This window comes from Microvirga sp. HBU67558 (assembly GCF_018069605.1).
GTDB lineage: Bacteria > Pseudomonadota > Alphaproteobacteria > Rhizobiales > Beijerinckiaceae > Microvirga > Microvirga terrae.
Genome location: NZ_JAGPUP010000455.1, coordinates 1 through 16,771 on the forward strand (window position 1 = coordinate 1; position 16,771 = coordinate 16,771).

General features: G+C 62.4%; 18 protein-coding genes. 3 read left to right on the top strand and 15 right to left on the bottom strand.

The window, feature by feature from the left end:
- A partial coding sequence (locus KBI52_RS06130; RefSeq protein ID WP_210806101.1) for an MBL fold metallo-hydrolase occupies positions 1 to 753 on the top strand: 753 nt, incomplete at its 5' end.
- 395 nt (positions 754 to 1,148) lie between these two features.
- Here KBI52_RS06130 and KBI52_RS06135 read toward each other — a convergent pair.
- The 6 genes from KBI52_RS06135 to KBI52_RS06160 form a co-directional block, all read right to left on the bottom strand.
- Complete coding sequence (locus KBI52_RS06135) at positions 1,149 to 1,376, bottom strand: hypothetical protein (protein WP_210806102.1); 228 nt, start codon at positions 1,374 to 1,376, stop codon at positions 1,149 to 1,151.
- A 359-nt stretch (positions 1,377 to 1,735) separates the two neighbouring features.
- A complete protein-coding gene (locus tag KBI52_RS06140) occupies positions 1,736 to 3,031 on the bottom strand; it encodes a metallophosphoesterase (protein ID WP_210806103.1) in 1,296 nt (431 codons plus the stop codon).
- A 77-nt stretch (positions 3,032 to 3,108) separates the two neighbouring features.
- A complete protein-coding gene (locus KBI52_RS06145) occupies positions 3,109 to 4,416 on the bottom strand; it encodes a protein kinase (RefSeq protein ID WP_210806105.1) in 1,308 nt (435 codons plus the stop codon).
- Between the two features lie 30 nt (positions 4,417 to 4,446).
- Positions 4,447 to 5,367, bottom strand: coding sequence for a vWA domain-containing protein (locus KBI52_RS06150; RefSeq protein ID WP_210806107.1), 921 nt, complete (start codon positions 5,365 to 5,367; stop codon positions 4,447 to 4,449).
- 382 nt (positions 5,368 to 5,749) lie between these two features.
- Positions 5,750 to 6,205, bottom strand: coding sequence for a RidA family protein (locus tag KBI52_RS06155; protein WP_210806110.1), 456 nt, complete (start codon positions 6,203 to 6,205; stop codon positions 5,750 to 5,752).
- Between the two features lie 174 nt (positions 6,206 to 6,379).
- Entirely contained in the window at positions 6,380 to 6,769 is a 390-nt protein-coding gene (locus tag KBI52_RS06160; protein ID WP_210806111.1) for a cupin domain-containing protein, read from the bottom strand.
- 320 nt (positions 6,770 to 7,089) lie between these two features.
- Here KBI52_RS06160 and KBI52_RS06165 point away from each other — a divergent pair, with 320 nt between their 5' ends.
- On the top strand, positions 7,090 to 8,529 hold the full coding sequence (locus KBI52_RS06165; RefSeq protein ID WP_210806113.1) for an IS1182 family transposase: 1,440 nt from the start codon (positions 7,090 to 7,092) through the stop codon (positions 8,527 to 8,529).
- Positions 8,530 to 8,862: 333 nt separating this feature from the next.
- Here the strand turns inward: KBI52_RS06165 and KBI52_RS06170 are convergent, their stop codons facing one another.
- Both KBI52_RS06170 and KBI52_RS06175 read right to left on the bottom strand, forming a co-directional pair.
- On the bottom strand, positions 8,863 to 9,204 hold the full coding sequence (locus KBI52_RS06170) for a SemiSWEET family sugar transporter (protein ID WP_210806115.1): 342 nt from the start codon (positions 9,202 to 9,204) through the stop codon (positions 8,863 to 8,865).
- 3 nt (positions 9,205 to 9,207) lie between these two features.
- On the bottom strand, positions 9,208 to 9,486 hold the full coding sequence (locus KBI52_RS06175; protein ID WP_210806116.1) for a SemiSWEET family sugar transporter: 279 nt from the start codon (positions 9,484 to 9,486) through the stop codon (positions 9,208 to 9,210).
- Positions 9,487 to 9,792: 306 nt separating this feature from the next.
- On the opposite strand from KBI52_RS06175, the gene KBI52_RS06180 reads away from it, so the two are divergent.
- A complete protein-coding gene (locus KBI52_RS06180) occupies positions 9,793 to 10,095 on the top strand; it encodes a hypothetical protein (protein ID WP_210806118.1) in 303 nt (100 codons plus the stop codon).
- Here KBI52_RS06180 and KBI52_RS06185 read toward each other — a convergent pair whose 3' ends face one another.
- From KBI52_RS06185 to KBI52_RS06215, 7 genes are all read right to left on the bottom strand, one after another.
- A complete protein-coding gene (locus KBI52_RS06185) occupies positions 10,096 to 10,392 on the bottom strand; it encodes a hypothetical protein (RefSeq protein WP_210806120.1) in 297 nt (98 codons plus the stop codon).
- A gap of 105 nt (positions 10,393 to 10,497) precedes the next feature.
- Positions 10,498 to 11,094, bottom strand: a complete 597-nt coding sequence (locus KBI52_RS06190; RefSeq protein ID WP_210806122.1) for a YidB family protein — start codon at positions 11,092 to 11,094, stop codon at positions 10,498 to 10,500.
- A gap of 103 nt (positions 11,095 to 11,197) precedes the next feature.
- Positions 11,198 to 12,022: a YsnF/AvaK domain-containing protein gene (locus KBI52_RS06195; RefSeq protein WP_210806123.1), complete on the bottom strand. Its 825-nt coding sequence runs from the start codon at positions 12,020 to 12,022 to the stop codon at positions 11,198 to 11,200.
- An 86-nt stretch (positions 12,023 to 12,108) separates the two neighbouring features.
- Entirely contained in the window at positions 12,109 to 13,593 is a 1,485-nt protein-coding gene (locus tag KBI52_RS06200) for a DUF4142 domain-containing protein (protein WP_210806125.1), read from the bottom strand.
- A 723-nt stretch (positions 13,594 to 14,316) separates the two neighbouring features.
- Entirely contained in the window at positions 14,317 to 15,108 is a 792-nt protein-coding gene (locus KBI52_RS32745; protein ID WP_247654221.1) for a PRC-barrel domain-containing protein, read from the bottom strand.
- A 670-nt stretch (positions 15,109 to 15,778) separates the two neighbouring features.
- Positions 15,779 to 16,177 (bottom strand): hypothetical protein, encoded by a 399-nt coding sequence (locus tag KBI52_RS06210; protein WP_210806127.1) that lies wholly within the window; start codon positions 16,175 to 16,177, stop codon positions 15,779 to 15,781.
- A 310-nt stretch (positions 16,178 to 16,487) separates the two neighbouring features.
- A partial coding sequence (locus tag KBI52_RS06215; protein WP_210806129.1) for a MucR family transcriptional regulator occupies positions 16,488 to 16,771 on the bottom strand: 284 nt, incomplete at its 5' end.

The following is a 16,771-nucleotide window of genomic DNA, read 5'->3' on the forward strand; positions in this document are numbered from 1 at the left end:
CCCAGCATAGCCGGTGGGTCAGATTTGAATCGGCGACCGGGTCAGTTTCTCATCGGCGGCAACACACGAGAGGCTCTGTTCTCCTGGGCTGCGTTGCGCCAGGATGAGGTTGACCTGACGTTTGTTGGCCACGCCACCTTCCTGATCGAGACGCCGCAGGGGGTGCGGATTGCCACCGACTACAGTGACGGCAGCCGCCCGTCCATCACCCCTGACGTGGCTACCATGAACAAGGCTCATGCTACCCACTTCAGCTATCACCCTGATCCAGCTATCAGGCATGTGCTCAAGGGTTGGAACCCGGCCGGAGGTCCCGTCATCCACGACCTGACGGTGCAGGATGTACGCATCCGGAACGTCTCGACCAACATCCGGAGCTCTCAAGGGGCAACGGAATACGACGGCAATTCCATCTTCGTGTTCGAAACCGCTCAGCTGTGCATCGCGCATTTGGGTCACCTGCATCACACCCTCTCGCCCGAGCACCTGAAGAGGCTGGGGCGGATCGATGTTCTGCTGGTGCCGGTGGATGGCGGCTACACGCTCGAGACGTTTGACATGATGGAGGTGCTCCGCGCGATCAATGCCCCACTCATGATCCCGATGCATTACTTTGGGCCGTCAACCCTCAACCGCTTTCTCGCCTCCGCCCGAGCGTACTTCCCGGTGGAGTTCAGCGACACGGCAGCCATCACCCTGTCCCGTGCCACACTTCCGAAGACCCCAACCATCCTGGTCCTGCCGGGGCATTGAGTGGTGGCGGAGCAGGTGCATTAGGCCATCTGACTTGCAATCAGAGGATCCTGGGTTCGAGTCCCAGCGCGCTCACCAAACTTTATCAAGCACTTAGTCGCTGGTTTAGTTTGGTTCTGCTTCCCAGAAAACCGGATTGGGAAGCGTATGGGAAGCAAGCTCAACTGACTGAGCTTTTCCCCGCTATCGCATCGGTTTGCCCGCAGGTCGAACCCTACTGCCAGAATCAGCGAAAGTCAGGAATCAGCCAGAAAGCGGACCTTGTTACGGTCGCGCTGAATGGCTCAGTTTGACCCAACACGGACCTTCGAACGCTGTCACTGGCGAGATCGTCTGGTGCCGCAGTTCTAGGTTCGAGCACTCCTCGCAAATCCGTTGTCCAGTGCTCCACCACTTCAGTAGTAATAACCCCCGAACAGGGATCCACCCACAAGCGAGAGCATCAGGAAAAAGCCGATAAGCAGGAACATCGCCAGGATCACGAAACGCATTAAGCAGCCGCCCAGCGCCGCCCCAACCGGTGGGGGTTCCGGGGTGGTGTAGGTTGCTCCTCGGGACATGCGGCCGGCACGTGAAGCGGCCCTGAGGATCTCCAGCATTCTTGCCGTACGGACATCGCGCACCGAGGCGCTCTCATCGCTTGCACCTCGATCCGGATCGGGCGACCTCTCCCGTTCTCCGCGACCCCAGGGTGTAGCGCTGGTTCTCGGGGGCGATGGTAGGGGATCCGGGCGCGGCGGTGCAGCGGGCGAGATCGTGATCCGTGGACGAGGCGGGGCGGCAGGCAAAACGGGCCTTGCCGCCGGGCGGACCGGGTCGCCGAATTTCGCGCCGCATTCCGGACAGACGAAGGCGTCGAGCCAGCGCCCGGGCTTGTGGTTTGTGCAGTAATAGCGGACCTGCGCCTCGTGACAGGCTTCGCACTCGCCAGGTGTCGCCTTCGAAGTGCCGCAGTTCGGGCAACGCAGGATTACGCCGGTCATCAATGAGGTTCCTGGATCGTTTCACTATCAGGGCCGCCGGGGGCGAGCTCTGGGTAGACTTCACGGATCATGTCGGCAGGAATGTGCAGCCGATACACCCGGGGGAGCGTTCCTTCGACAAATTGCGCCATGGTGGGAACGCGCTCGTAGGGGCCGAAGCTCTCACGGCTCAATCGGCGGGAGAGGGCTACGGTCGTCAGCACCGGATGAGCTCGATAGGCTGGATAGGCAGCGTATCTCTCCTCCACATGATCGTGGCCGCGCACCATGTGCGTGACCGGCCGCGCCAAACTGGCGCTCAGGGAACAGAAAGCGGCGAAGTCCTCATACCCGAACTGGCTTCCCCGCGAGAAGCGGTTCGGGAGCTTCTTGCGGGCTTTCGGGTGCGCTCGGGTCCAGACGAAGTCCGACAGGCACTGAGGGTCATTCCAATCTCTCGTTTCAGCGAGCCGCGCGTGCAGATCCGCCAACGGAAAGCCTCCATGGGCCACCAGGAGACCGTCTGGAAAGAAGAGCGCACGGGGAGCACGCGCGAACAGACGCACGGCCATCTTGCCGGCCCGCTCGATCCATTCATGCGCGAGATTGGCATTCAGGAAATCCGCGAAGTCCGACGGGGTCACGCTAGAGGCAAACCGCACGCCATCATAAGAGAGCGCCTCGTCGTGGTTGCCTGCGATGAGGCACACGCGATCGGGAGCGTCCACGATCAATTCGAACACGCGGAGAAGGACTTCGAGCCCGAAGCCTTCATCGTCGAAGAGATCTCCGAGAAACACGATCCGGGTCTGGGCTCCATCAGATGGCAGCGTCGGATCGCGCATCGCCGCCAGTGCAGCCTCGAGCGCCAGAAGATCGCCGTGCAAATCACCGATGATCCACAACGGATTTCCGGTATCCAAGTCGGACACTTGGATCACCTTGTCGGCGGGATCGGTGCGGTCGTTATCGAACAGCATGCCGGGTCCGTCGACTTTGTCGAGCAGCGCCTCCATCCGCTCCACTGTCGCGCGCATGTTGGAGCGGATGGAGGCCGGGTTGGCCGCTTTGCGGACAGCCTGCCAGTTCAGATCTTCTACCTCCACGATCTGTAAGAGGGGCTGCGCCATAACGGGGGTGGGAGCAGTGTCAGAAGGCAGACTGCTCATGTTCTGCGGGAGCTCTTCGCTCACCGGCGGAGGTGCCGCATCGTCCAATTTCGGTTCCCCGCCTACAACGGAAGCATCCGACGTAGGGGATTCTGGCGGTTGTGCAGGATCCTGTGCCGCAGGTTGGTCTCTGGGCACATCTTTCATCGTTGAAGCCGCTTCCCGCTCCTCCGGCTTCTCGTCTGGAGAAACGGGCTCAGGCGCTTCAGGTCCGCCAGGAAGGCTCATGGGAGTGCCCGCGCCGTGAGCGGCATCTTGACGATGCCCTTCGCCTGGCGTCCGACGGCGATCCGATCTCCTTGCCTAAGCGGGCGAGGCGCTGTGAGCGCTGCACCGTTCACGAGGGTTTCATTGGTTGTACCGGCCACAGGCGTTATCACCCATTGCCGCCCGGAATGGCGTTCCAGGATACACTGACGGCTGTCCCAGAACTCGCTGTCCGGCCCGAACTGCCGTACCAGAGTTTTTCCAAGTTCCGTCCTGACCCCGATCTGGAGTGAGCGTCCGTCCGGGCCCAGCAGTTCGATCCTGTCGGACAGGATCACCTCGGCGGCAGCTCGTGGAGCACCGTCGCCAGTGGCCGCAGCAGAGCCTTCTTTGGTGGTGGATGCCCCTGCGCCGCGCCCGCTCAGAACAGCCCGAAGTTCCGCAGCCGTCGGTCTCGCGGTGGGGTCCGGTGCAAGGCAGCGGTGCAGGAAGGAGCTGACTTCGGCATTGCTCGCTGGTGCCGGCATCACCCCAGCCAGTGCCGGAGGTTTGGCGGCATAGCTCTGGACGAGCCTTGCATACTCCGCCTGGTCCTCGACCCAATAGGGATGGTAGCCGGCGAGAAGCTCGTAGAGCATCAGTCCACAGGTAAAGACATCGGAGGCAAGCCCCGGCACGCCCCCGCGGGTCATGTGCTCGGGAGAGCGGTAGTTGTCGGTGCCGACATAGCCCTGGTGGCCATGCCAAGGTGCGCGGCGGTCAGCCAAGAGCGAAAAGTCCATGTCGATCAGCTTGAGCTGGTAGCCCGAGCTGATCGTCGGGTCCTGGATCAGATATGCATTCGCCGGCTTCAGATCGGCGTGGACGATCTTGGATTCGTGCAGCGCCGCCATTCCGGTCATGAAGACCTTAGCCCAGGTGACATGACGGGCCCAAACCGCGGAGTTGTTGGTGGCGGGCACCTTGGTGCGGCGATGTTGCTCCCGTTCCTCATCGAGCATTTGCTGGAGGTCGGCGCCGTTCTCGACGAACTCGAAGGCCTGGAAGTAGCAGGGGCCGCCCCAGACCTCTTCGAACGCATCCACCTGCCGCACTGCGAACTGAGCCGCTCGCCCGTTCCGGACGCGGGCTCCGAGCTCGTTCTGGTAGGCGATGAACGCCTTGTACCAGACGACCGTAGGAGCAGGAGACTTATACTGCTTCAGAAAGACCTTCTCACCGGTCAGCGCCTCAGCTCCATAAGAGATCGCCATCATACCCGGCCCGAAGACCTTCGTGACGCGGTACTGCCGGATCCTGTCGCCGACCTTCAGCTTCTTGGCCATGGCTCGTGCTCACTGTGACAGGGTGGGTGTCTACAGCGCCACGGTCGCTGCCGAGCGCGAGACACTGGCGGCGAGCTGCTTCAGGGTGTTGCGGAAATTGACTGGATCGGACGTGAACTTCTGCAAGGCCTCCTGCGGGTTCAAGCCTTCGTACTCCACGACCTCCCATTCCGACTTGTCGATCTGACTCAGGCGATCATAGCCCTCGAAGTTGGGGGCGAAGAGGCTGAGGATGATACGATTGGCCATGACCAGGTTTGCCACATCCTGGAGCGAGCCACCCTTCGCCTCGGGAAGGCTCATGGTTTCCTTGAACGACGCATCGGTGAAGACGATGACCACGCGAGCCGCATCGCTCCTGTAGCGCCATTTAGCCGGATCTTCGGTCTGGGAACCTTTCGGGACCGCTTCCATGGAGGCAACCTTGTAGAGCGCATCGAGAAGCGATTCCGGCTCATCGCCGCCGCCGTTCGCCTGCAAGGTGCCGAGCTGTGTCTTGAGTGCTCCTGCATCGCGCACGAAGGGATGATCGACGATCCAGGGCAGCCCCTCGCCTTGGGCCGCTTCGATGTCACGATATCCGACGACCTTGCCGCGCCAGTCTCTCACGGGGGCGGCGTTGTTGGCATCGCCCCGGCTCAAGGAGTCGATAAAGGCCTCAATGTTTCGGCGGAGCGCATCGATGCAGGGCGACATGCTGCCACTGACGTCGACTAGGAAGACGATATCGGCCACACCCTTGGTTTTCGGACGCTCCTGCACGTTCGGCGGAGCAGCGACCTCGGCCGTGGCACTTTCGTTTGGAGCAGTCTCTGTTGAGGCCTCAGGCGTGGATCCGGCCGGATCCGTAGGCGTTCCGACCGCCGCTTCCGTCGAACTGGTTGGGCTCGTCGAAGGCGGGTTCCCAGGTGTCGCCGGGGTCGGTTGGTCGGAATGCTCCATATCACTCATGCATCAGCTCCAGTTAGCGCAACTCTGTTCCCGGCTCGATGGGCCGAGCTATCCAACAACAGGGCGGCCAGACCGAAGTTCCCGGCTGCGCTTGAGGTGCTCAGCGATTGATGCATGCCCAGGTGAGCCGCAGGCTTTTTCGAAGAAGGTAAGTTGTTGGGTCAGCAAATGTTACGAATGTCGCCTTCTGGCACCTCTCGGAAGTAAGCTGAGGGTCTGCTCTCGCGAGGATCACCGGACGTTCCTGGAGGCCAGGGGATCGGCAGACGATGACCCAAAGCGCCCGAAGATCCTAGACGACTAAGGGCACAAGGACCGTTGCCACAGAGAACGCCGCCCGGCCTGGGCCGAGCGGCGTCGCCAGAATTTCCGCCAAAGCATTCTATCGATCGACTACAGCTCGGAACGTGATCTCAACGAGCTGTTGCGGGAAGGCGAGCCGTGACACGCCGATAAGGTTGCTCGCGAGTTGCGGGATCTCTGCGCCATAAACCTGCTTGCGAACCTTCGAAGCCGCACTGAACGCAGCGTCGACATCCAGCACATACAATGTCTCCTCTACGACGTCATCAAAGGAGGCTCCGAACTGCGCCAGCAGGATACGCGCATTCTCGTAAGTCTGGCGGATCTGCGCTTCCATGTTGTCGAACGATTGCGGCCTTCCGGCTTCATCAAGATCAGCAGGAGCCACAAGGTTGCCCGCAGAGTCGTGGCTCAATTGCCCGGAGACGTAGATTGTATCCTTCACCTTGATAGCCTGTACATATCCGAAGGCTTTCTCCCAAGCGACCCCATGATTTGCCGCCTGAACCGGTGCCCTAGTTTTGCTATCACTCATCTTCTGCGCTCCCTAGCTTGCTGTCGGTAGACTGTACGAGATGTGGAGCATGCCATTACACCTCGTTATCGGATATATGGCTCGCTCAGAAGGCTAGAATCCCAAACTAGGATCGGAGCAGGAACGGATTTCCCACCCCTAGAACTCATTCACGGGAGCGAAGGGGAGGGAACGTTACTCCACCATTTCCGTATCGAACTCGGCCAAGGTGCTCCGCAACTGAGATCGATCCTCGAGGCTTCTCAAGCGCGCGATGAGGCGATCCAATCGTGGCGTGAGAAAGATCAGGTACCGGCTCGGCTCTATGACCCTGTAGGTATGAGCCAGACCGGCCGGGACAAAGACAGTGGTGCCGGCCGGAGCGTCAACCTCGCCGTGCTCGAACCGAAAGCGGAGACATCCTTCCAGAACGTGCCAAGCTTCATCGTCGCAGTGGTGAACGTGCAGGTAGGATGGCCCGGAGTCGTTCCACTCCCGGATAACCAAGGTTTCTCCAGCGGCTGAAACCGGCCCAAAGCCGGGAGTGGCGATGGTGGGCTCGAGCAGAACTGGTGAAGCTGTCATGCGGGGTCCTCCAGCGGCGGGGCCATTCTTAGCAAGCGGCACAAGCCTCCGCCTGCGACGGCAACATTACTGGATCGACCGATCTGTTTCGGTGCGGCGCCTCACACCTGGCTGACCTACCTAGAGCAGGTTGTTTACCTCGCACGGTCTGTAGCTCAAACCGGTCGTGCCGCAGCGTACTAGACGGCAGGTTGCAGGCGAAAAGCGGACGTTCACACGGCAAAGCCGTACGGCTGCCCATGACCCTGGTTGTGTAAAAACGCTGGCGGCGGGACAGGGCAGGGAGTGGTAGGAGAGCCCAGCCATGTTTGGGGGATCCGATGAGACGCTTTGTCGAAGGCGTGGATCGCAGCCAGACCACCCTGTTTCCCGAAAGCCTGGAGGACTGGGTTGATGAGAACAACCCGGTGCGCGTCATCGATGCCTTTGTGGATGCCCTCGATCTGAGGGCGCTGGGCTTTGACGGGGTGGTGCCCGAAGCCACCGGACGCCCGTCGTACCATCCCGCTAGCCTGCTCAAGCTGTACATCTACGGCTATCTCAACCGGGTGCAATCGAGCCGGCGCTTGGAGCGCGAGGCCGGTCGCAATGTTGAGCTGATGTGGCTCACCGGCCGCCTGAGCCCCGATCACAAGACCATCGCCAATTTCCGCAAGGACAATGGCCGTGCCATCCGTCAGGTCTGCGTCCAGTTCGTTGTGCTCTGCCGCAAGCTGGGCCTGCTGAGCACTGCCAGCGTGGCTATCGACGGCTCCAAGTTCAAAGCCGTGAACAACCGGGATCGCAACTTCACGCGGGCGAAGGTCGAGCGCCGCCGCGCCCAGATCGAGGAGAGCGTGGCGCGTTATCTCCGGCAACTCGACACGGCTGACCGGCATGATCCAACAGAAGCCCTGGCGGCTAGGACCTCCCGGCTGAAAGAGAAGATCGCCCGGCTTGAGCAGGAGATGCAGCGTCTGGCCGAGTTGGAGGCGCAGATGCTGGCCTCTCCCGACCAGCAGATCTCGCTCACCGATCCCGATGCCCGCTCGATGGCGACCAGCGGGCGCGGCTCCGGAGTGGTGGGCTACAACGTGCAGGTGGCGGTCGAGACCGAGCATCATCTGATCGTGGCCCATGAGGTGACCAACGACGGCTGCGACCGCGCTCAACTCTCCGTCATGGGCAAGGAAGCCAAGGCTGTCCTGGAGGCGGAGACGCTCGAGGCTGTCGCTGACCGAGGTTACTGGGACAGCGCGGAGATCCTGGCCTGCGACCAAGCGGGAGTGACCGTCACCCTGCCCAAGCCGATGACCTCCGGCTCGAAGGCGGATGGGCGGTTTGGCAAGCAGGACTTCGTCTACCTGCCCGACGAGGATGCCTATCGCTGTCCGGCGGGCGAGAAGCTCAAGTACTACTTCAGCAACGTCGAGCGGGGGCTGACGCTACGGCACTACTGGACCATGGCCTGTCATACCTGCCCGCTGAAGAGCCACTGCACGACGGCCAAGGAGCGCCGGATCGTGCGCTGGGAGCACGAGGATGTTCTGGAGGCGGTCCAGAGCCGGCTTGATCTGAACCCGCAGGCCATGCGCCAGCGGCGGGAGGTGGTCGAGCATCCGTTTGGCACGATTAAGCTGCGCATGGGCGCCACCCATCTCCTGATGAAGACCTTGCGGAAGGTGGCCAGCGAGATGGCCCTGCACGTGCTGGCCTACAATCTCACCCGGGTGCTGAACATCCTGGGCATCCAGCCGCTGATGGCTGCCCTCAGGGCCTAGGAGCAGGGCTTTGCTCGTGCCATTAAGCCCGTGACAGGCCGGATTCGCGCGCAACAGACGATGGCAGCTTCATTCCATCGCCGATGAGCCAATCCGCACTCGCCGGTGATGGTGAAGGGCTTTGGAGCGGGGAAAGCTGCGATCCGTCCTCTGCCGAAGCGTTTTGACACGACCAAGACCCGCAGCCGACCTTCCGTTTTCAACCTCTCATGTAAATCGTATGCAATCCGGCGGCGGCAAAACCTCTCAACGAAACTTGAGAGGTGAGTGACCGTGAGGCGGTGCAGATCATCATCAACGAGCCGGGGCAAGGTCGCAGGTTTAGCCTGGGGCTCAACCCGTGATGGGTTCAGCCGCGCTTTTGTCCTTCCGATCCGGGTGGGGCTGACGGCAGCTTTCGCTCGTGGGCTGCGTACGGGAGCCGCGGACCTTCAAGACCAAGATGATCGAGCTCAGCACGAGCCCGAGGGCACTGAAGATCAGCACGGGCAGGCTGCCAAGTGCGTAGCCGTAAACCGTCCAGAGCAGGAGCCCGAAGGTGCGCACCGCGAACATGCGCAGGGAAAGCGCCGCGACATCGCCAGTCCGGCAGCATTTCACGACCTGCGGCATGAAGCTGTAGAGACCGATGCAGCCGGCGGCGAACCCAGTCAGGGTTGAGAGGGATAGATCCATGGTTCAGCGCGCTCCCACTGACTTGAGGCTGCGGCGCTTCAGCACGAGGATAATGCCGGCGAAGACTACGTTGATGGCGTTGAACAGGATCACGGGCACGCTCACGATCATCAGCCCGTGCACGATCCACAGGCCATAGGCAATCAGCGAAGCCACGTACATGCGCTTCGAGATCGCTTCGGTGTCTCCTTCACGCCAAGCCTTGATGACCTGCGGCACGAAGCTGAGGCTGGTGCACAGCCCCGCTGCCAAGCCCAAGGCCGTCAGCCACCACGTCTGCATAGCCCGCTCTCCCATCGCGCGAATGTCGTGAACACATCGAGCGTTGGCGAGGTTCCCGTCACAGGCGATCGTGCCGCACCGTTGCCTCTCCTGCTTCCAGGCAGGGGATGCGGCTCAAGCGTATGCCAGGCATGCCAAGGACAAGGAGCCCCGTTCGGACAGTGAATGGGGCCCAGTCTACGGAAGCCGGTCAAGGAGGCCTGTGGGAGCACAGGTTGCCTCCGCAGGAGATCAACCGCACATCCTCATCAACGTTCCTCGGCAGGAGCGTTGGAACCTATAGGTGACACGGAGCTCGGGAATTGGATGGACGAGAGCTTTTCGCCCGTGATCGTGGTGTACGGCTTGGCCGTCATCCTGGGTGTGGGCAAGGCCTGCACCCTGCTGATCTGGCGCACCCTCTCAAAACCACGGCCAAGCGTCCGAGAGGAGGTGCGGGAGGCATGGCGCCGCCGGACCCAGCGAAACTCGCCCGAGAAGACACCGGAGCATCCGCCCGGCGAGCTGGATGACCAGCCATCGACCCTACCGCTGACATCCAAGGACGGATTGTCCCGGCCCCGAGCCGAGGGACCCGGCCTTGGCGACCCGTACTCCCATGGACGGTAGCTACTTGCGCTTGTCGTTGTCGAACACCTTGGGGTGGCTCGTGGACGCACCGGACGTCGCGGAGGAGCCAGACGTTGAGCCGGCAGCCGTGCTCCGTGACCGCCCGCGCATGAAGTACCAGACGAGGCCGGCAATGATCGCCAGACCGATGATGATCCACAGCCAGGAGGCGCCGCCATCGGTTGTTGCGGGCGCGGCGGGCGAGCCGGATGTCGCAGGCGGCGTGGCCTGGGCGAGGGCCTCGCTCACCGCGGCGAGTGTCACGATCATCGAAGCGTAGAGCCTGTTGAGCATCATGGTCCTCTCCCAGCCACAGGGGCTACGGATCAACGTTGGCCCCAAGCCCGCGTTCCTCTCACCGCAAGGGCCGGGATCCTTCAGTCCTTGCGGTGATCGGGCCACTCAGACCCAGCGGGAGGAGACCTCCTGCTCCGTTGGCAGCCGACCGTCCGGGGTGAACTGGTCGACCGCGTCGGGTAGCTCCTCCGACAGTTCGGACAGGAGTTGCTGGCGCGGCAGCCCGGTCTGCTGCTCGAGCTCGTCGAGCGTGTCCGGTCCGAGCACCTGCGAAAGCTCGTCCGGCGCGATCCGACGGTTCTGGCCCGGGCTCACCCAGGAGTCCACGTGGTCGCCGTAGCCGTTCTGACGGAACTGGTCGAACAAACCTCCCAGGCCGCCCCCGCCAGCACCGCCGAGCAGCCCACCCAGCAAGCCCCCGAGGCCTCCCGGGAGGGCACTGCCGAGACCACCGGGCATTCCTCCGCCGAGGCCTCCAGCGCCACCAAGCATGCCGCCAAGACCGCCCTGGCCGCCCAGCATGTCCCCGAGCCTACCGCCCGACGAACCACTCTGCGAACCGGAGCGGTAGTGCTGAAAGGCCTTGGCGGCCAGGAGCATCATGAGCGCCTTGACAATCGGCGAGGTCGCTCCGCCGCGCCCCTGCATTGAGGTGCCTCCCGCGCCCATCATGTTCCCCAGTATTGAATCCAGCAGTCCCATCGCAACCTCCTGTCTTGCGCCGTGTCACGGCCCAATGTGATGCCCCAGGCCGAAAGCCCAGGATGGGAAGGGAAGCCCGGCTCGGTCCGGCTTCCCAGTGTCGTCAGCGGGTGCGGTTGCTCGAGCCCGTGGTACCGGTGCCACGGACGTTGCGCTCGTCCTCGACGTCGACCTCGGTCTTGCGCACGGTGTCGGAGATCGTCTCGGTGCGCTGGTCGGCTTGCTTGCGCACCACCACTTCCTCGACCACACGCGCCTCCTTCGAGACGACAGCTTCCTCGGCCCGCTCCTCGACCTCGATGGTGCGCTCCTGGAAGGGATCGCCGGCAATCGTGCCAGCCTGCGTGGCGCCCGAGACCGGGCGGCGCTCCACCGCGACCCGCTCCTCGCGCAGGGTGACCTGCTCCTGCACGGGACGCTCGATCACACGCGAGTGCAAGCGCACGCGACCGCGGTTCACCTCGCGTTTGCCGACGTGCAACTCCTCCTCGGCCACCGGGATCACCTCATCGCGCCCAGCGGTGTCGGCCGTTCCGGTCCTGGTGCGGGACATGTCCGAGGCTCCCGCCAGGCCGCCGGTGCTGCCGGCGCCCGAAGCGTCATACCCCTGCCATCCCTCCGAACGCCAGGCAGCCTGCCGCTCGTCGAGATCGAGAACGTCCTCGCTGTCAAGGATGCTCACCACCCGATCAGTCTCGCCGTCGCCGCATTCCACCGCCACGAGCGAGTTGCCGCGCCGCACGCCTTCCGCATAGGCATAAGCGTCCGAGCGCGGCACGCCCGCGTCTTCCAGATCGCCGATAAGGTCGGCGGAGTCATCGGAATAAACATCGATGACACCGCGCGCGATGCCGGCCTGCTCGAGGCGGCTGACGACTGCATCGGCGGTCGACCGATCTCGGTATAGGCACGTAACGGTCTTGGTCATGGGATCACTCTCCTGAAGTTTCTGCCAAGGGTCGTACTCGTAGGCTCGGGCGGCTGCGACCGGCCGCCCTTCTGTGTTTTCGATGGTCACCGAACAACACTGACCTGGACCGGCTGGCTGCCTTCAAGCTGGCGGAAGCTGCGGTCATTGCGGTCGAAGCTCGGCAAGGCGCGGATCTGGTCCTCCGTGAAGTCCTGGGTGACGAGTCGGTCCCCGCGCAGCGCCACGCGGTCCGTGGGGATCGCAACGTGCTTTTCGCCCATGCCCAGGAAGCCACCTGCGCCGATGACGATGTACTGCCGACCATCGGGCCCCTGGACCACGCGCTCGACATCGCCCAACTCGTTGCCCTGGGTGTTGTACAGGTTCATGTCATCGATGCGCGATACTGTGAGCGCCTGCGCTCCCGGCAAGGCGCCCGTCGCCTGAGGGGCTGTGGTGTCGGCAGGCCGGGCTGCTGTCTGTTGCTGGGCCTGCTGAGCGTTGGCTTGTTGGCCTTCGCCCTGACGCTCGATGCGCACGTTCGGCTGGCCCTGAGGCTGGTTGACAACCACCCGCGGCTCAGCCCGCTCGTAGCGTACGTTCGGCTGGTTGTCGGCCCCTTGCACCTGCACCTGCGGCTGTGCCTGCTGAACCTGCACGCGAGGCTCAGCCGGCTGGACCTGCACCTGAGGCTGTTGTTGCGGCTGTACCACCTGGACCTGCGGCTGGGGTTGGTTCACCTGCACCTGCGGTTGGGCCATCGCGACGTTCACATCCGGCTGCGGCATGCGCACGATGATCTCAGGCTGAGGGATATCCACAGTTACTGTCGGCTGCGGCTGACGCACCAGGATCTCGGGTTGGGGCTGGCGCACTGTCACATTCGGCTGGGGCTGCTGAACTGTCACCTGTGGTGAAGCCTGATCGACCCGAACCGTCGGCGCTGGCTGCTGGACGACGATGCGGGATGGATCCTGTCCGGCCTGGCTCTGCGCTGTCTGCTGCGGCTGCTGACCACCTTGCGTCGCACCGACCCGGGCGGGCGGCAATGCGTTCTGAATCTGCTCCGCCGACTGGAGATGCTCACGCAGAGCCGGAAGTGTCTGCTGGGCGAGCTGCTTGAGTTGTTGGTTGTCGCCGTTCTGCGCGTACTGATCGAACAGGTTCACGGCATCGCGGTGGGCTGTTACCTGCATCTGAACGTAGTCCCGCTCGAAGCTGGGACCCGACGCGCTCTGAAGGGTCTGCACCATCTGCTGGTGTGGTTGATCGAGGCTGGTCGGGACTGTTGCTCCTTGAACTCCCTGCGCGGCTGCCTTCAGCTTGTCTCCAGCAGCCGTATGATCCTGAACCATGCTTTGCGCGAACTGGCGAACCCGGTCGTTCTGCGCCTTCTGCTGTGCAAGCTGGCTCGACTGGATCTCGAACATGTTGCTAATCGCGGCTCGGTTCACGAAGTCAGCGGCGGCCGGGACTTGGGAGCCGGGCTGAGCTGCGGCCGGTCGTGGCGCGGCCTGAGGAGCCTGCGCCACAGCGACGGCGGGCATGAATGCCGTCGATGCAAGGAGGATCATTATATGAAGCTTCATCTCTCGTCTCCGCGTTGGGCTGGCTGCTCTCGTGCACGAGGCACGAACTGAGACACGAGCGGGCATCGGCAAAAGCGCGTCAGCTCACCAAGGCTGATGCTGGCGGCCGGCCCGCCATGAGCGCTAACCTATTCAAATCATTGCGGTTCCTTATTATTTTTTCTGGTTTTCTGGCACTACCCGACCCGGTTCTTCTGCACCTCTTTTTGGTGCCTTCGGGAGCTTGGCCGCGGCACCCTCACCTTTGATGCCGCGCTCCCGCGCCCAGACAACCCGAGCGTTGCGTCGGTAGACCCAGAGCTCTGGTACAGAGAGGCGAAGTGGTTGCGGGCGAGCTTGAGCTCTGTCCCGATTTCGGGATCACTTCTGCCCTAGTAAACGAGGGTGAGCACCTCGCGCTGCCATGGTGCGAAATCAGCCACACTGGCGGCCGCTTGGGCAGGTGACTGTCCCAGTCGGGACGGGTGGCGCAAGGCCACGAGCTTCCCGACCACAACGCGGCTGAACCAGGACGCGTCCGCCATCACCGCCCTCTGCTCAGCTAAGGACGGTCTACCAGATCCATGAATCCAGGAAATCATCGGTGATCGGCGGCTCTCCCGCGAGGTCCTGGCCGCGCCGAAGCCACCGCAGGCCAGTTATGAGCCATCCGCCATGCTTAAGTCCCCGGTCCTCCGAGAGGACCGGGAATGGAATGCTTCTGTCGCCTGCCTGTCGAGACCGTCAGGGCAGGAGCCAGTAGTAGGACACCTGATAGTAGTCATGCAGGTCCTGCTCGCTCTGCCGATCCGGCCAGTCCTGACTGCGACTGCCTGAGAGACTCGGCGCACGCCGAAGCTGCTCCGCGGTAATCTGGATACGATAGCCTCCCAAGCTGGTGTCATAATCGAGCATGCGCCAGGGGACGGCATACTCATCCGCGCCCACGCCGAAAAAGCCGCCGAACGACATCACCGCGTAGGCCACATGTCCACTGATCTTGTCGATCATCACCCGCTCGACCGTGCCGATCCGCTTGCCGCTGCGGTCGTAGGCGGCAGTTCCTTCCACGCGGTCACTCTCGATCAGAGGCTTGCCCGAGCGCTGACCGGGGAAGTCCCTGCTGCTCCTGCCACGAGATGGCGCACGCTCCTGGCTTCTGCTCAGACCACCAATGAGCCAGCCCATACCGAGGCCGACCGCTCCAATCGCCAGTAGCGAGACGAGCGGGGCCTCAGTGACTTGGTGCTCGATGGTCTGGGTGGCTCGCTCATAGTAGCGCTGGGCCTCCGGGTAGCGGTCGCCTGCCTGGCGGACATACCGCTGGCCTTGATCGTAAGCCTCGCGGGCGACATCGGAGGCTCGGCCAGCAAGATCAGCGGCGGTGTTCCGCGCCTGATCGACCAAGCTTTCGGTTGAGGCTCCGCTTCCTTGAGGGCTCCCTCGGGCCGTGTCTCTATGGCCACCTGCTTGGTTTGGACCATTGGACTGCACGTTTCCAACCTGCCCGGTTTCGATTCCCTGTTTCTCGTCCATGACCTCTCTCCTGTTGAGATGATCCGGCTGCTTTGGGGTATGTGCTTCCAACTCCTGTGACCAGCCTATCGTTCTACTTTCCTTGAGGCTGGGGTGTGGTGCATAAGGTGTACAGCTCTCAGCACGCAATTGGACAAGACTGCGGCACTGCTGCCTTTAGGCCATTGAGGCAAGACAAAGGGATAAGCGGGTGGCTGGGACTTGACGATAACCGTCTTAGTTGCGCAAACACGGCCGCCATCCACGAATATGCCTGTCCGAGCAGAAGCGTGGGGGAGCCCGGCCCACAGACCGTAATAGTGCATCGGTACAACACAGTTAATTCGCATCGCGGCGCTCCTCAGCACTGATTGGCTTCACCTTCCTGGCTGTCTCGTCTGCCTGGGCACAGACCTCGCTCCTCTGGTTGGTAATGCTGGAGCAGCCACAGGGGCATTATGGATTATTGATGGGTGTTCCTGCTGATCATCATCGTTGTCGTCGCTATCTGGTACTTCTCGCGGCGCGGCAGGAGCGTATAAGCGGACACAAGGAACGGGACCATGGCATCAGGCGTTGATCAGCAGCCCTTTTTATGCTCATGACTGTCTCCTATAGACACGAACCCGGCCCCATGCCGGGTTCTTTTTCGGCTCCGGCTCGGTTCTCTCCCGCTTGCCTTGCGTCTTCTCTATCGATTCAGTGGCGGGAGGGGGCGCTTGTAAATGCGCTTGAACAACTGCTCAGCCTGAGCGAGGGCAGCACCCTGTTCCTGGGCTGACAGGCTGGAAACACACTCGTCTTGATAGTTCTCGATGTCCGACTCGTTCACCCAATGGTGGCCGGATCCGAGGATCACAATCCGCCAAGCGCAAGCCTCCACCATCCTTGGGAATATCACACCCTCACACTTCGCAGTTTTGAGACAATAGGCGGCATCCCGCTGCGCTGTGTAGTTTGCGGCCAAGGCATTGCGCTCGTAGAGATCAAAACTCTCCTGTGCCGGTGCAGGCGCGATCGAGACCGCGCCGATGAGGAGGATGGCGAGGAAGCGGTCCGATGGGAGAGGAACAGCAGTCCGCAGTCTCATCTCTCTTAATTAGGGTGCGCCATGAGAAAACCTGCCCAAGTGAACCACTGAGAACCGCGCAATCCAGCTCACGTTGTCTTACAAGGATTTCAGCACTCGAAGGGACAAACCCATGAACGTCTCGATTGAGGTGGATGACGAGGCAAGACAGACCTAGGCGGTCTTTGTTGACGGTGTTTGCATCGCCCGATCTCTGCCAATGGCGGAGGCCCATAGGGTCAGGCTGCAAGCCTTGAGCGGCGAAGTCGGAAAGCCGCGCCTGAGTTAGTGGAGAGAGTGTTCAGCTAAGCAGCCCAAGGATGCTTCGAGCTTACTCGCTGGTCTTTGTCTTGGACGGTGCGCGACGCTTGGGCTTTGAAGCCTCAGGCTGAGCCGCTCCCGTCTCATCGGACGCAACGGTTGCTCTTGCGGCAGCCTTCCTTCGCTGCTGGCCGAGGCCGCTGCTTCTGGCGAGTTCCGAGCGCTTCTCGGCATAGCTCGGCGCGACCATCGGATAATCAGCGGGAAGTCCCCACTTTGCACGATACTGGTCGGGGGTCAGCCCCAGCTTCCCAAGATGGCGCTTGAGGGTTTTGTACCTCTTGCCGTCCTCGA